Source organism: Flavobacterium taihuense, assembly GCF_019351435.1.
Classification (GTDB): domain Bacteria; phylum Bacteroidota; class Bacteroidia; order Flavobacteriales; family Flavobacteriaceae; genus Flavobacterium; species Flavobacterium taihuense.
In genome coordinates this window covers 348,712-363,554 of the sequence record NZ_JAHWYN010000003.1, presented here as the reverse complement: position 1 = coordinate 363,554, position 14,843 = coordinate 348,712, and the positions used below count along the sequence as shown (strand labels likewise).

Sequence of the window (14,843 nt, the reverse complement as noted above, 5' to 3'; positions counted from 1 at the left end):
CGCGAGTCTTCGTGAAATGATTTTCTATTGTTTCACTTATCCCCCAATCTTAATCATACTTCGATTTTGAGAAAAAAGAAGCGGGTTTTGGAATTTAGCATCATCATCCATTCCGCCTCGCATGGCGTGTTTGGATTTTATGTTTTGGAAGATCAACGGTTCGATAGATTCTCCCGCTCGCAAGGTATCAAGCAAAGAGGTTTCGGTATTGGAAAACAAACAGTTTTTTAGTTTCCCGTCAGCGGTTAGGCGAATGCGGTTACAGGTACTGCAAAACGGATTTGTCACGGAACTGATTACAGAAAAACTTCCTTGATAGCCGTCAATTTTATGATTTTTGGCAGTATCGTTCGGTTTGTCTTGGGTACGTTCTACTTTTTGTTCGGAATAAAAAACATTGACTTGCGAAAGGATTTCGGCATAACTCACCAATTTCTCTTTGTTCCATTGATTACCATCAAAAGGCATAAACTCTATAAACCTGATTTGAATGTTTCGGTCTTTGGTCATCTCTATAAAATCAATAATTTCGTTATCATTAAAACCTTTAATCACAACCACATTTAGTTTTACCTGAAATCCATTCGCTTCTAATAAATCGAGATTCTCAATTACTTTTTCAAAATAATTGCGACGGGTGATTTGGTTGAATTTGTCTTTTTTCAAACTGTCGATACTCACGTTCAAAGTGGTAATTCCGGCTTCCTTGAACGTATCTATAAATTCGTGCACCAGAATTCCGTTGGTGGTCAAAGTGAGTTCAACTCCCAATTTCCCTAATCGCTTAATAATATCTTTGGCATCTCTTCGTACCAAAGGCTCACCACCGGTCAATCTAATTTTGGTCACGCCGAGTTTTACAAAAGTTTTGGCAATGATAATAATCTCGTCTGCAGTCATCAGATGCGCTCTTGGCGTAAGGGCAATCCCCTCGGCCGGCATACAATAGGTACATCTCAAATTACAGTGTTCCGTAATCGAAATGCGGAGGTAATTGTGCGCTCTGCCGTGGTTGTCCTGCATTGGATTGATTTTATTTTCCATGGTTGAAACCATTTAATATTTTGAATAAATGCAATACGGAAGGAAATACAGCATCCATAGATTCACTGGCTCCCGCTGTGGAACCTGGCAAGGCCATAATTAGTGTATTTCCTTTGAAACCCACCACGCTTCTGGACAACATCGCATAAGGCGTTCTGTCCTGTCCATAAGAGCGAATGGCTTCTTCAATTCCGGGAATACGACGATCGAGCATTGGAATAATAGCTTCGGGAGTCACATCGCGGTTAGACAAACCTGTTCCGCCAGTGAAAATTACCAAATCTTTATTGGCCGAACACAGCTTGTTTAAGGTTTCCTGAATATCGGCAACCTCATCTGGAATGACCGAATAACTCGAAATGCTCAATCCCAGATTCTTGATTTTGTCCGAGATTACTTTTCCTGCTCGATCCTCTTTTTTTCCGCTGGAAACACTGTCCGAACAAACGATTACCGCTACCGACAAATCCAGATTTTCTTTGACACCATAATCGGATTTTCCTCCTTTTTTATGGAGCAGTTTTATGGTCGAAATTTCAACTTTTTTGTCAATCGGTTTTAACATATCGTACATTGTTAGAGCCACAATCGATGCTCCGTGCATGGCTTCGACCTCCACTCCTGTTCTGTAAATCGCTTTTACCGTTACCTTTATCAACACTGAATCTTCCAATAGTTCATATTCGATTCCGGTGAACTCAATCGGCATAGGATGACAATCCGGAATGGAGTTCGAAGTATTTTTTACGGCAAATAAACCCGCAGTTCTCGATACTTCAAGCACATCACCTTTTGGAACGGTTTTGTTCAGAATGGCCTGCATTGTTTCTGGCGAACCAACTTTTACAATGGCTTGAGCCGTAGCAGTGCGTTGTGTGATTATTTTATGGGTGATATCTACCATGGAGATTTTAGATTTTAGATTTTAGATTTTTGCTTATTGTCATGCATTTAAGACAATCTACAGAACTCCCCCTTCAGGGGTTGGGGGGCTATTCTTTTTCCAAGTATATGATTCATCTTCAAAAATTTCTTTCCCGAAAATGGCTGTCTTTTCTTTTATTTCTTCCACCAAAAATTCCAAAGCTTCATAAACGACTTTTCGTCTTGGTGCCGAAACAAAAACAAACAAACATATCTCACCTGTTTTTACCGTTCCCAAACTATGGTAAATGTGCAAACACGATAACTCATATTTGGCAAAAGCCGCTTCTCGAATTTCGTAGAACGATTGTTCCGCCATTTCTTCGTAGGCCGTGTATTCAATCGCAGCGACTGCTTTTCCTTCAATCACATCGGCACGAACCTGCCCCAGAAAAATATTATGTGCTCCAATTGTGGTTTTGCTTTGGTGTTTGGCAATCGAATTCCCAATGAACTCGGATGTTATTTGTCCCTGAATAAAAGAACTTTTTTTGGCTTTATCTGTTGACATAATTAATATTGTATCTTTTTATTTTTTATTAAAATTGGACATTGTTATTCAATTTGATTTCTCAAAGATTCAATGCCTTTTCCTAAATGAAAAACTCCAACAAATCCTGATTTTTGAAGATAATTCATAGCGGCTAGACTTCGCTGGCCCGTTTGACAAAACAAAACAATTTCTTGATTTTTACTCAATTTCTTACTGTAATCTTCTAACATACTCAAAGGAATCCGAATTACATTATTTCCTTTAAACTCTGGTGTTTCGTCTAATTCTCGAACGTCAATAACAACGATTCCGAATTGTTTGCATTTTTCTAAAAAAGACTCTGGACTTAAATCTGTTTCTACTTTTTTATTGTTTAAAAACAGAGTTCCATTTATAATTCCTTTTTCTTCCGAAAAAACATTTAGATTTTGGATGTCAGGAACCGCTTGTTCTTTTTTTTGCGAATAATACTTCTTTGTGGCGGTTTCAATCATTTTTGGATTTTTGGAGAAATTGATCGTTTGAGTTTGAAAATGCAGAGCATCGTAAATCAATAATTTCCCCGACAATATTTCACCAATTCCGAGTATTATTTTTAAGACTTCTGTAGCCTGCAATGTTCCGATAGTGTTGGGCAAAATTCCCAAAACTCCTGAATCAGCGCAATTCGGAATCGCATTCAGTCTTTCCTGCTCGGGAAACAAACAACGGTAACTCGGCCCGTTATTATAGTTAAATACTGAAATCTGTCCTTCAAACTTGTGAATTGAGGCATACACCATCGGAATCCTTTTGGCGACCGATATATCATTAATCAAATAGCGAACTGTAATAGCATCGGTGCAATCAACAATGATTTGGTAATCCTTAACTATACGAGCGGCATTTTGGGCAGTGAAAAACTCTGAAAAAACGGTTACATTAATCTCAGGATTGAGTTCGAAAATAGCTTTCTTGGCTGTTTCTGCTTTGCTATTTCCGCAGTCTTTTAAGGTATATAATAATTGCCTGTGCAAATTAGTTTCTTCCACCACGTCTCCATCCACAATTCCGATGTTACCTACTCCTGCGGCAGCCAAATTTTGTAAAACCGGACAACCCAAACCACCGGCACCAATTACCAAGACACGAGCGTCCTGCAATTTTTGCTGACCTATTTCTCCTATTTCAGGAAGAACTATTTGTCTAGAATAACGTTTGGAATTTGCCATTTTCAAATATTGGAACTTGGTTTAAACATATAAGTCATATAAGTTTCCCTTTTAAAATTTCTTAACCATTTAAGAAACATAAGTTCATCTAAGTTTTCTATTCTAATTATTGCCAATTTACATTTCTGCAATCTTAAATCTGCAATCTTAAATTTCTAACCTCCAGCAAACGGTGGCAGAAAAGCAATTACATCCTGATCCTTTATGGTGGCTTGCAAACTACTCATTGCTTGATTGACAGCAATAGCATAAGTAGTGTTTTGCATAGTTTGGTAACTGTTCTCTATTTTTGATTTTAATACTGAAACTGAAATAGTCTCCTCATCGAAAGTAAATTGTTCCTCTTTCAACTCCGTGATATCAGCGACTAAACCAAAATATTTTAGCGTTATGGTCATTTGATTAAATTTTGATATTCTTCTGGTGTGTTTATATTTTGCACTTGGTTGTTCCATTTTTCAGGAACTTCAAGAGTTTGGTGTTTGACATCTTCAATCACTTGCCTTAATTTCAATTGATTTCCCGCCATGTGTTCTCCGAAAACAATTCGCATCGAGCGGTCGTAAACCCCAATAAGCGGACTCGTTTTATCTCCACTTTTGGTTTGTGTAACCATATAGGTTTCGTCATGATTTTTTAAAATCCATTCCAACAGTTCTTTCGAAACTAGTGGCACATCAACACTCAAAACCAAATTCACTTTGGTTTTAGACGCTGACAGTGCGGTATAAAGTCCTCCAACTGGTCCTTTGTTTTCAATAATATCTTCGACTCTGATAAAACCTAAAGCATCATATTCTTTGCTACCTGACACAATTAAAATATTTGAACCAACTATTGGTTTCAAAACATCACAAATGTGTTTGATGAATGTTTTTCCGTTCAAATTCAGTAGTCCTTTGTCTGCTCCCATGCGCTGGCTTTTACCGCCTGCCAAAATAATTGCCGTTATTTTATTTTCCATAATTCTCTTTAAGAATGATTACGCTGTTGCATATAATTTAAAAATGGCGATTCCGATAACAACAGACAATACATAACGCAACGCCTTCGAATTGAATTTGGCACTTCCATAATATGCACCAAATAATCCTCCTATAAAAACCAATCCGATTAACATTCCTGAAGAAGCAGGTAAACTTCCGCCTTGCGACACAAAACCAAAAAGACCAGATATTGAATTGACCAATATAAACAATGCTGATACTGCTGCAGTCTGTTTCATTGTGGCCCAACCCATCAATAATAAAACGGGACTCAAAATAATTCCTCCACCAATACCTAATAAACCAGATAAAAAACCAATTAGTGCTCCAAAGACCAATGCCATTGGAACATTTATAATTTTTAAATTTTCTTTCTCTTTACCAAAAAGGCCTAACAATCGCATTACAGCAAAAACCAAAACGGTGGCCAGAATTATTTTATAATAAAAAGCTTCAATTTTCAAATAACCGCCAATAAACGAAAACGGAATTGAGGTTAGTGCAAAAGGATAGAAAAGGTTCCACTTGAAGTTTTTTTCCCTGTAATAAAAATAAAAGGAAAGCCCCGAAACCAAAATATTCAATACCAAGGCAGTCGGTTTCATGAACGTCATCGGGAAAGCAAAAGCGCTCATCAAAGCGAGATATCCGCTAGCACCACCATGACCTACACTCGCATACAAAAAGGCTACAATTGGAAACAATAGTAATAGTAAAGGCATGTCTAATAAATGTTCTATACTCATAAAGAATGTTTTTTAAGTTCTAAATCCAAAAATTCCCAACAGGCAACATTGATCGCTTCAAAAGATTCAATTAAGGATTTACCATAAGGAGTGATAACTGTACCGCCACCTTTATTCCCGCCCACTTGAGTTGCTATTAAAGGTTCTTTGGAAGCTTTATTCGAAGCATCGATTAATTTCCAAGCTTTTTGGTACGAAATATTCATTTCTTTGGCAGCTTTATTGAGCGAACCGGTTGATTCAATAAGCTTTAACAACTGAATACGTCCTTCGCTAATGAGAATTCCTTCATCGGTTTCAATCCAAATTTTACTCTTGATTTTCATATGCAAATGATGTTTTTTTATAGGAATATGTACTTCGCATAATTGTTTTTTGCAGTCATGTCCAATTTACGGTTATGCTCATTTCAAAGTCGATTATTTTCGTTATACTTTTACAAATATAACGAAATGATTATTCCAAAAAAATAAAAAAACAGCACTGCAACCTTTTTTTTGTTATAAAAAAAAACAGCAATTCACCCACTCACTAACTTTTAGCATTAAAAAAAGAAAATAGCAAGGCAATTACTCCAAAAAAGTGCTCTTTAAAAAATTAAAATAATTATATTCGCTCTTCATTTTCAACCATAACCAACTATAAATAAGCATGAAACAAGCCACTACCATAGACGAAGTCATTCAGTTTTTGGATGAAATAATAACAACATCAAAACTGGAACAAAGTGCCATAGGCTTGTTTACCACACTATACCGTGAAGTCACAATACAAATAAAACAAGGTATTGCCAATGGTTCTTTTCAAAATGGCGAGCGAATGGAAAAATTGGATGTGATTTTCGCCAATCGGTATTTGAAAGCCTATTACCAATACAAAGCCAAGGAAAAACCATCGGAATGTTGGGAGTTCTCGTTTCAGCAAGCAGAAGACTTTTGGCCAATAGTTGTTCAGCATTTACTGCTTGGAATCAATGCGCATGTGAATCTAGATTTAGGAATAGCATCAGCTCAAGTCAGCACTCCAGAAGATATCGAAAGTTTGAAATCCGATTTCGACCAAATCAACACCATTCTTAGCAATCTCGTGGAAAGTGTCGAAAAATGCCTAATTAAAATTTGGCCAACATTGACCATTATACTAAAATTATCCGGCAAAATAGATAATTTCTTTATTGACTTTAGCATGAAAACGGCAAGAGACGGTGCTTGGAAATTTGCCAATGAATTTGTGGTGCTTCCCGAAAATCAAAGAGAAGCCACCATTCAGGAAAGAGATGTAAAAATCACCGAAATCGCACGATTGGTTTCAAATCCTGGGTATTTGGTCAGTGCTGTTTTTAAATTCATTCGATTGTTTGAAAAAGGAACTGTTGCTCAAAAAATAATTGATTTAAGTAAAATTGAATGAATTTAACCGCAAAGTCACGAAGAAAAAACCGCGAAGTTCGTAAAGCTTTGCGTTCATAGCGCTTGCTTTGCGAACCTTGCGGTTAAAATTTTATGCTAATCTTATGCCTGCTCTTTCACAAATCGGGCGATTACTTCCTGATAATAATTAAACGTGGTTTTCGCAATAGACTCCCAACTGAATTGTTTCAACACTCGCACTCGACCAGCTTTACCCATCACGGTTGCGAGTTCTTCATTATCCAATAATGTATTTATTTTTTCCGCAAAAGCTTTTTGAAAAGCTGTTGGATCCAACGGATTAAAATTGGTTCTAGAAATACTTTCCAGCGGAATCAAATATCCGGTTTCGCCTTCTACAATAATCTCAGGTATTCCGCCTACATGACTACCTACAACAGGTGTTTCACATGCCATCGCTTCGAGATTAATGATTCCAAAAGGTTCGTACAACGAAGGACAGGCAAAAACTCTTGCATGACTGTACAACACTTTGACTTTTTCACGAGGCAACATTTCCGAAATAAGGATTACACCTTTTCGTTTGGCTTTTAATTCGTCAATTAAAGTTGATGTTTCAAGAGCAATTTCTTCGGTATCGGGAGCGCCTGCGCAAAGTACGATTTGGCAATTTTCATTAAAATATTGAGCCGCTTCTATCAATCCCGAAATCCCTTTTTGACGAGTAATTCGGCCTACAAAAAGCACAAATGGTATTTTTGGATCAATACCGTATTCGGTCAACAAAGCCTCATCAAAAGTAGGTTTGTAAAATTCAGGATCAATTCCGTTATGAATTACGGTTACCTTTTTGGGATCAACACCATACGCTTCCACCACATCGGTTTTCATTTGTTCACTCACAGCAATCACCCCATCGGCAGTTTTATAGGCGTTGGTTTCGATCCATCGGGACATAAAATAACCGTTTCCTAGTTGTTCTACTTTCCAAGGACGGTGGGTTTCCAAACTATGAGTTGTCAAAATCAACGGCACCTGCAACAATTCCCTGCTAAAAACACCAGCCAAATGCGTGTACCAAGTATGGCAATGAATAATGTCAGCTTTTGGGGTAGTTTGAGCCATTTCGACATTTCGGCTTAAATTATGATACATCTTAATGTGTTCGTTTTCAGGATCCACCATCTTTGTCAAACAGGAATTAATTCCTTCCACGTGCATGGATTCCTTGTTTTCTTTTTGGTCACCAAAACACCGAACTTCAACCTGACCCAAATTGGCCAGTTCCTGACTCAAAAAATCAATGTGAACTCCAGCCCCGCCATAAATATTAGGTGGAAATTCGTTAGTATAAAGCGCTATCCTCATTTGTTACATTTTTATAATTCATAGAATCTGATACAAGGACACACCCATAAAGTCTTGGATTGCATCAAAATATCAATTTAGTAAAAATACAAAACCTCATTTTAATTCATTCAGAAACCAACTATTATTTTAAAACAATTTCCATCTAAATTCTAAATTATTTAAAATTTCAACAAAAGACAATATTAAATACCATCGATAATTACTACATTTTAACTAGATTAGCATAATAATTCTATTGCCATTTTATTCATCAAAAAAAACTCAAATATGAACCAAAAAAACTCAAATTTCAATAATTACAGTTTTGAAAAAATCGCCGACACCCTTATCCGACTTGGAGTCCTTTTTTTACTAATCGGCTGGTGTTACGACATCTTGAAACCTTTTGTTTTAATCATAATTTGGGCGATTGTCATTGCCGTTGCATTCAGTCCGATTTATGAATCCGTGGTGAAATTATTTAGGGGAAAAAAAATTTTGGCTACCATTTTCCTAGCCGCAATATTGCTCAGTATTTTGGTCCTTCCAAGCATATTGGTATCCCAATCATTATATGAAGAAATCAATAATTTCAGCCATTCCTATCAAGCTGGCGAACATCTGATTCCGCCTCCGGGAGAGAGCACAAAGGACTGGCCAACAATTACAAAACCCATACTAGAAATCTGGAAAAGTGCCTCCGAAGACATTTCGAATGTTGTATTTAAATACTCTGATCAGTTAAAAGTAGTTGGAGAATGGTTAATACTTGCGTTAGCAGGAGTTGGCAAAGGCATCTTGCAATTCATTATTTCTATTATTATTGCGATGGGATTATTATTGTATTCCGAATCACTCATCAAAGTTTCCAAAAACATCTTCATCAAACTAATAGGTTCCAATGGAGAACATTATGCTCTAATCACCGTAGCAACAATTCGCAATGTCGTAAAAGGATTTCTGGGAGTGGCCCTAATTCAGTCCTTAATGGTAGGAGTAGGATTCTTCATGGCAGGAGTTCCCTTTGCTGGAATTTTCACTGTTGTTTGCCTTATCCTTGCTATTATCCAAATCGGAATTGGCCCTATTGCCATTCCCGTTGTAATTTATATGTTCTCGGTTACGGACACCACAACCGCAACCATCCTGGCTATTTGGATAGGCATCACAATGATTTCCGACAATATCCTAAAACCACTTTTTCTTGGAAGAGGCAATCCACCAGCTCCAATGCTTGTGATATTTCTAGGCGCCATTGGAGGTTTCATTTACAACGGATTCATCGGATTATTCCTTGGAGCAGTTATCCTAACTCTAGGCTATAAATTTTTCCTAACTTGGATCGAAATGATAGAAGACGAAAAAATAGAAGAATAGTTTTTCATTATTATTTGGGCATGCCCCCGTTGAGAAAAGTGGCTTACTGATCGCACCGCTTATAAAGCCACTTTCCTCAACGGCGTCGGGCTATTTGGGCTACTTCGGTAGCTTCCGTCTATCCCTCACGCAACTCACCAAAGCGCTTAAGGAAGACAAAATATTTTGATTATTTAAAGAATATAAATAGCTCCAACCAAACAAAAGACTTTTGAAAATTTATAATGATTAATCTGTATATTTGGTTATGAAACTATGGCATTTTTTATACTTACACGCCTAATTTTCAGCGGAAATGTATAAGAGTCACACATATAAACGAGTTGTGCATAAATAAAACCAAACAATATGGAATTACCTAAATATCATGAAACTTTCATACCTGTATTAGAAATTCTAAATAAAAAATAAAAAGCCTGCCAACTACAGCAACGGATTTATACATTTTGCATAATGGGAAGTTGGTCTTATATTTTGGTCCCGATAGCTATCGGGATTGTCAATCCTGAAGACAAGACTTTTTTTAATCACAAAACAGCTATTTTAATAGGATATCGTTGAAGACTAAATAGAAAATAGGTATAATGTATAAATCGAATTTTATGAAAATCCTTAAACCAACTAAAATGCAGTTTAGCCCAATTAAATCACTTTCCACTATAATTATCCTATATACACTAATACTTTTATTTAGCAATACTACCATGGCACAGGAAAAAATTCAAATGGTTCGACTGGCAAAAATAAAAGTTGATCCATTGCAATTGGACAAATACAACACTGCACTAAAAGAGCAAATGACAACTGCTGTTCGTGTTGAGCCGGGTGTATTAACCTATTACGCTGTTGCCGACAAAAACGACCCTTCACAAATTACAATACTCGAAATCTATGCTGATACTTCCGCATACAAATCACATATAGAAACAATGCATTTTAAAAAATACAAAGAAACTGTCAAGGATATGGTTCAAGCATTGGAACTTATAGATGTTAATCTAATTGCTTCAGCTAAGAAAGAGGGAATGTAATTTTAAATGAACAATATGGTTTTCAAAAATCATTACAGCAAATACACTTCAACCTTGTCTCCTTTTTTCAATTCATAATGGCCGTGAGGCACGTAAATCAATCCGTTTGAGACTGAAAAAGAATTAAGCATAGATGAATTTTGATGTGACAAGATTTGTGCTTCACCATTGCTGACACTCGCTTTCAAAAATTGACAACGGGTGTTTTTTACTTCGTAATCATGGGCTAATGAAAACAAAACAGCTTGTTTATAATTCGCCTCCGCACCCGACATAATTGCCAATGTGGGCAAAACATACACATAAAAACAAGTTAAACAAGCCGCAGGATTTCCCGGCAAGGCAAAAACCATTTTATCACGTAATTTACCTGCGAACAAAGGTTTTCCTGGTTTTTGATTGACTTTGTGAAATAAAGTCTGCACCTGAAGTTCTTTTAAAGCTCGTGCCACAAAATCATAATCCCCAACCGATATTCCGCCAGAAACCAAAACCATATCGTTGTTTGTTAACGCTTCTTGCAGTTTATTTTTGGTGTTTTCAAAATCATCATTGACTTCATATAAAGTCACTGAATCATAAAAAGCATCAATTAATGCAGATTCCAACATTATTCCGTTACTCTCATATACCTTTCCGTGTTCGAGTGGTGTACCGGGCTTGGCCAATTCATTACCCGTAACCACAATTGCAACCTTTGGTTTTTTAAAAACGCTAACTTTAGTAAAACCAAGTCCCGCCAAAAAACCGATGGATGCTGAATTCAGCAAAGTTCCTTTTTCGAGCGCCAAATCCCCTGCCGAAATTTGTTCTCCAATGGGTCTGACATTTGTTTCTGGTTTTACCAATTCGTCCAACAACAATTGTGTGCCGTTTGCAGCAACCAATTCAATCTGGATCACCGCTTGCGCCGAATCCGGAATGGCGGCTCCGGTAAAAATCTTTATGGCTTGTCCTGGAATTAAATTTACCAAGTGAGAATCTCCCGCTTTTATTTCGCCTACAATTTCATAAACCAAAGCATCGTGTAAACACAAAGCATAACCATCCATCGCCGATTGACGAAAAGGAGGCATATTGATGGGTGACAAAAGTGATTCTGCCAAAATATGTTTTCTGGCTTGAGAAAGAGAATACTCCACTTTATGCAAAGCAGGCAAATTTTGTTCTAATATCGAAAAGGCTTCTTGAACGGAAATCATAGGTTATTTTTTAATAGTATTCAAAAATACAATTTGGAAATGATATATACTGCCTCAAAAAATAGATAATCCCTTTTATTTTGTTGAAACTAAAATCCGAAATTTAAATTCAAAACAAAATTTCTTCCTTTATTCGGAATGTTGTTCCAGCTAGAAAAAGTAGAATAATAAGTGTCGAAAACATTCTCGATCCCTACCTTAACATTCCATTTGCTTTTTTCAACATAAAAAGAATAACCGACAAAGGCATTTAAAACTGCATAATCTGGTGTTTCATTTTCACCATAATAGGAACTGAATTTCGACTGGGTTGCATTTCCAACAACAGCAATCGAAGCCGAAATTCGGTTTTTGAAATAGTTAAATGCACTAGAATAACTGAATGGACTTATAAAGGGTAAATTCCTTTTATTACTTTCTTTTCCATACGCATAAACCAACTGTCCTTGCCATTTTAGGCTTTCTAAAATTTGATAGTCTAAATTCAAATCCATATTAAAAAGAGTGGCATAATCCAAAGCAGTATATACTTTGACCCCATTTGCGCCAATTGTCATAGGAATTAAATTTACATCTGGTGCTCCCACAATATAATTTGAAATATGAAAAAAAGTTGCCGATAATTTAGAACTCCATTTACTTTTGGAGTACCCAAAAGACACACTTGATTCCAAGGATTGCTCTTTGTCCAAATCAGGATTTCCAATATAATCGTATCCATCAAAACTATTGAACAAATAAAAACCATAACCTTCGGAAACTGAAGATGCTCGTTCTCCATACCCTAATCCTACTCCGTATTCAAAACCATTTTTGGTATAATTATACTTGGTCGAAAAACTACCGAGAAATCGAGTATTGACAGCATCCATATTAGGATAAAAAATCTGTAAACTTTCCAATCCAAATTGACTGGCGACTTTATTACTATGACTGGCGATACTTCCTGTAAAAAGTAAACCTGAATTGGTATTTAGAACTAGATTATCCTCCAAAAACACCCCATAATACAACGTTCTAACATCAGGCCAAGTGTACATGAACATTAAATTTTCGGTTGGATCATTGGGATACATCGTCATCTCGGCTATAGAACGATTGTAGAACGAACTAACATCTGCAATGAAATGATGTGATCCAAAAATACCTTTTGCTTTTGAATACATTCCATACGTATCACTCCAACCTGGCATATCCATGTGGATGGGAATATTGGGACGCTTGGTGTCATCCATAATATGTGTAATGGTATTGTAATAAATCTTGGTTTCCCAAGATTGAAGAGTTGATCCTACAGGAACATATTCATAACTCAAAGAAGTTATCAATGCTTTAGCCAAAGAAACATCCATTGGCAAGGCGGGATAACCCACATCGGTTGCTTTATCATAAATTACAGCCGCTTTAATAATTTTATCGGTATCCAAACGAAACCCTGTAGAAGCTGAAATATTAAATTTTTGAAATTGCGAAAAAGGTATTTCTTCATTATTTCCGGCAAAATAATTATCTGCTTTTCGGAACATAAAATCGGTATCGATATAAAATGATTCCTTTACATAATTGACAGCCGAACCTATAATTTTCTGATGGCTGTTCGTCTCATAACCCGCATTCAAATCAGCACTCCAGCCAGTATTAGAAAAACTGCTTTGATTTTTTTTTAAATCAATAGCCCCTCCAATTGTGGCTCCGTGACACCCTCCCTGTTGTCCGGAAACAACAGTAGCCTCAGTCAAATTTGAAACTTCCACATAAGAAGTGATAGGATCCATTTTGTCAGTGCAGGCTCCAAAAATACGCATACCATCTATAGTAATCAACGTTCGCTCCGTAGCCATACTGTTGATTATCGGTTCCCATGCATAACCGCCTCTTTTAATCATATCGACTTTGCTCGATTGTTGCAGGTATTCATCAATCGTGGCAAGTGGTTTACTTTGTTTTTGATACAATTTGGCTTTTTTTCCAATAACAATAACTTCATTCAATGGTTTGACAACAATCGAATCCTTTGATTCTTGTTGAGCAAAAAGAGTTACTGAAATTAAGAAATTTACCAAAAGGAAGAATACTATTTTTTTCATCGAAATAAAATTTTGCATGCGCAAGATTACTCAATCCCCACTGGCGTTACTATTGATAATTAATCGTGTTTAAAGTAATTTTAAACCAATTTAAAAAAGGTCAAAAATCAAAATTGATAATTGACCTTTTTTTATTCAACTAGAATTCTATTTCAAAGTAAATACTGCTTGCAGGAACAGCATCAGTTATGGCTTCCCCTTTTAAAACTTCATTGTTGGCATTCATCAATTGCAGGTTTATTTTCCAATAGCCTGTCATAGTAAGTGACATTTTTCCTTTGTACAATCCACCGGTAGCCGTTTGAGTCAAATCCACATTGTTTGGGGAACTGTGATTGCCCATACTTGGCATTCTTGGGTCAATTTTCAATTTATAATTATCCACAACAGGAAAAGTCATCATATCTTGCATTTTAAAAATCGCCACTTCGATATCATTGATTGCCACTTTTGGGTGATGCGGTTCTGCATAGGCAACAATGTATTTCACTCCATCAATTCCCTTGAAAGTTGTCACTGTTTGTTTGGCTGATGCTGGTACATCAATAACTGAAGTCGCAGTGTATGTAGTTCCATTGATAGTATAATCTATTTTTAAATCCCAATATTCGGTAGCATTTTGAGCCATTTGAAAAACAATATATCCTTCATATAATGTCGCTTCGGCAGATTCCTTTTCAATTTTAGATTTTGGACAAGAATGCGTCATTGAAGTCATGTGCATTACGGGCATCCAGCTTGCTGTTGCATTTGTAATAAATTTTCCAGTAGCATTGTCTTTGATTCTAAAAGCCACTTCGTTATATCCTTGCACTAATCCTCCCATATGTCGGTATAGCTCTATGGTATGAGTTGTGTTCGTGATTTCTTGAAACTTTGTAAGCCCGTCCAGTTCATCCACAGTAGGCTCAGTAGAATCTGAAGAACAAGAGGCAAAAGCAAGAGCAGCAAATAATAATATGATATTTTTTTTAAATTGAATTTTCATTTGAAATGCATTTTTTATTAATTAAATCTTGATT

General features: G+C 36.4%; 15 protein-coding genes. 3 read left to right on the top strand and 12 right to left on the bottom strand.

Translation table 11 applies throughout. From position 1 onward, the window contains the following. Positions 1-36 precede the first annotated feature (36 nt). The 8 genes from moaA to KZH69_RS05020 form a co-directional block, all read right to left on the bottom strand. Positions 37-1,044: a GTP 3',8-cyclase MoaA gene (gene moaA / locus KZH69_RS05055; RefSeq protein WP_219316363.1), complete on the bottom strand. Its 1,008-nt coding sequence runs from the start codon at positions 1,042-1,044 to the stop codon at positions 37-39. Then, positions 1,034-1,954 (bottom strand): bifunctional molybdenum cofactor biosynthesis protein MoaC/MoaB, encoded by a 921-nt coding sequence (gene moaCB, locus KZH69_RS05050; protein WP_369410635.1) that lies wholly within the window; start codon positions 1,952-1,954, stop codon positions 1,034-1,036. Before moaCB ends, moaA begins: the two co-directional genes overlap by 11 nt. Before the next feature lie 51 nt (positions 1,955-2,005). Beyond that, positions 2,006-2,479: a molybdenum cofactor biosynthesis protein MoaE gene (locus KZH69_RS05045; protein WP_219316361.1), complete on the bottom strand. Its 474-nt coding sequence runs from the start codon at positions 2,477-2,479 to the stop codon at positions 2,006-2,008. A 44-nt stretch (positions 2,480-2,523) separates the two neighbouring features. Next, positions 2,524-3,672: a HesA/MoeB/ThiF family protein gene (locus KZH69_RS05040; protein ID WP_219316360.1), complete on the bottom strand. Its 1,149-nt coding sequence runs from the start codon at positions 3,670-3,672 to the stop codon at positions 2,524-2,526. 155 nt (positions 3,673-3,827) lie between these two features. After that, positions 3,828-4,070: a MoaD/ThiS family protein gene (locus KZH69_RS05035; RefSeq protein ID WP_219316359.1), complete on the bottom strand. Its 243-nt coding sequence runs from the start codon at positions 4,068-4,070 to the stop codon at positions 3,828-3,830. Next, a complete protein-coding gene (gene mobA / locus KZH69_RS05030; protein ID WP_219316358.1) occupies positions 4,067-4,636 on the bottom strand; it encodes a molybdenum cofactor guanylyltransferase in 570 nt (189 codons plus the stop codon). Before mobA ends, KZH69_RS05035 begins: the two co-directional genes overlap by 4 nt. 18 nt (positions 4,637-4,654) lie before the next feature. Then, complete coding sequence (locus KZH69_RS05025; RefSeq protein WP_255557643.1) at positions 4,655-5,404, bottom strand: sulfite exporter TauE/SafE family protein; 750 nt, start codon at positions 5,402-5,404, stop codon at positions 4,655-4,657. Continuing rightward, the gene (locus tag KZH69_RS05020; RefSeq protein ID WP_219316357.1) at positions 5,401-5,730 is read right to left on the bottom strand and encodes a winged helix-turn-helix domain-containing protein; all 330 of its coding nucleotides are present in this window, start codon (positions 5,728-5,730) and stop codon (positions 5,401-5,403) included. Before KZH69_RS05020 ends, KZH69_RS05025 begins: the two co-directional genes overlap by 4 nt. A 325-nt stretch (positions 5,731-6,055) precedes the next feature. Here KZH69_RS05020 and KZH69_RS05015 point away from each other — a divergent pair, with 325 nt between their 5' ends. Beyond that, entirely contained in the window at positions 6,056-6,814 is a 759-nt protein-coding gene (locus KZH69_RS05015; protein ID WP_255557642.1) for a DUF5995 family protein, read from the top strand. Positions 6,815-6,915: 101 nt separating this feature from the next. Here KZH69_RS05015 and glgA read toward each other — a convergent pair whose 3' ends face one another. Continuing rightward, positions 6,916-8,142, bottom strand: coding sequence for a glycogen synthase (glgA, locus tag KZH69_RS05010; RefSeq protein ID WP_219316356.1), 1,227 nt, complete (start codon positions 8,140-8,142; stop codon positions 6,916-6,918). A 270-nt stretch (positions 8,143-8,412) separates the two neighbouring features. Between glgA and KZH69_RS05005 the strand changes: the two genes are divergently transcribed. Beyond that, positions 8,413-9,501, top strand: coding sequence for an AI-2E family transporter (locus tag KZH69_RS05005; protein ID WP_219316355.1), 1,089 nt, complete (start codon positions 8,413-8,415; stop codon positions 9,499-9,501). Positions 9,502-10,103: 602 nt separating this feature from the next. Then, entirely contained in the window at positions 10,104-10,532 is a 429-nt protein-coding gene (locus KZH69_RS05000) for a putative quinol monooxygenase (RefSeq protein ID WP_219316354.1), read from the top strand. A gap of 32 nt (positions 10,533-10,564) precedes the next feature. Here KZH69_RS05000 and KZH69_RS04995 read toward each other — a convergent pair whose 3' ends face one another. The 3 genes from KZH69_RS04995 to KZH69_RS04985 form a co-directional block, all read right to left on the bottom strand. Beyond that, on the bottom strand, positions 10,565-11,734 hold the full coding sequence (locus tag KZH69_RS04995) for a molybdopterin molybdotransferase MoeA (protein ID WP_219316353.1): 1,170 nt from the start codon (positions 11,732-11,734) through the stop codon (positions 10,565-10,567). An 89-nt stretch (positions 11,735-11,823) separates the two neighbouring features. Then, positions 11,824-13,821, bottom strand: a complete 1,998-nt coding sequence (locus KZH69_RS04990; RefSeq protein ID WP_219316352.1) for a TonB-copper family protein — start codon at positions 13,819-13,821, stop codon at positions 11,824-11,826. Between the two features lie 139 nt (positions 13,822-13,960). After that, complete coding sequence (locus tag KZH69_RS04985; protein ID WP_219316351.1) at positions 13,961-14,809, bottom strand: hypothetical protein; 849 nt, start codon at positions 14,807-14,809, stop codon at positions 13,961-13,963. Positions 14,810-14,843 lie beyond the last annotated feature (34 nt).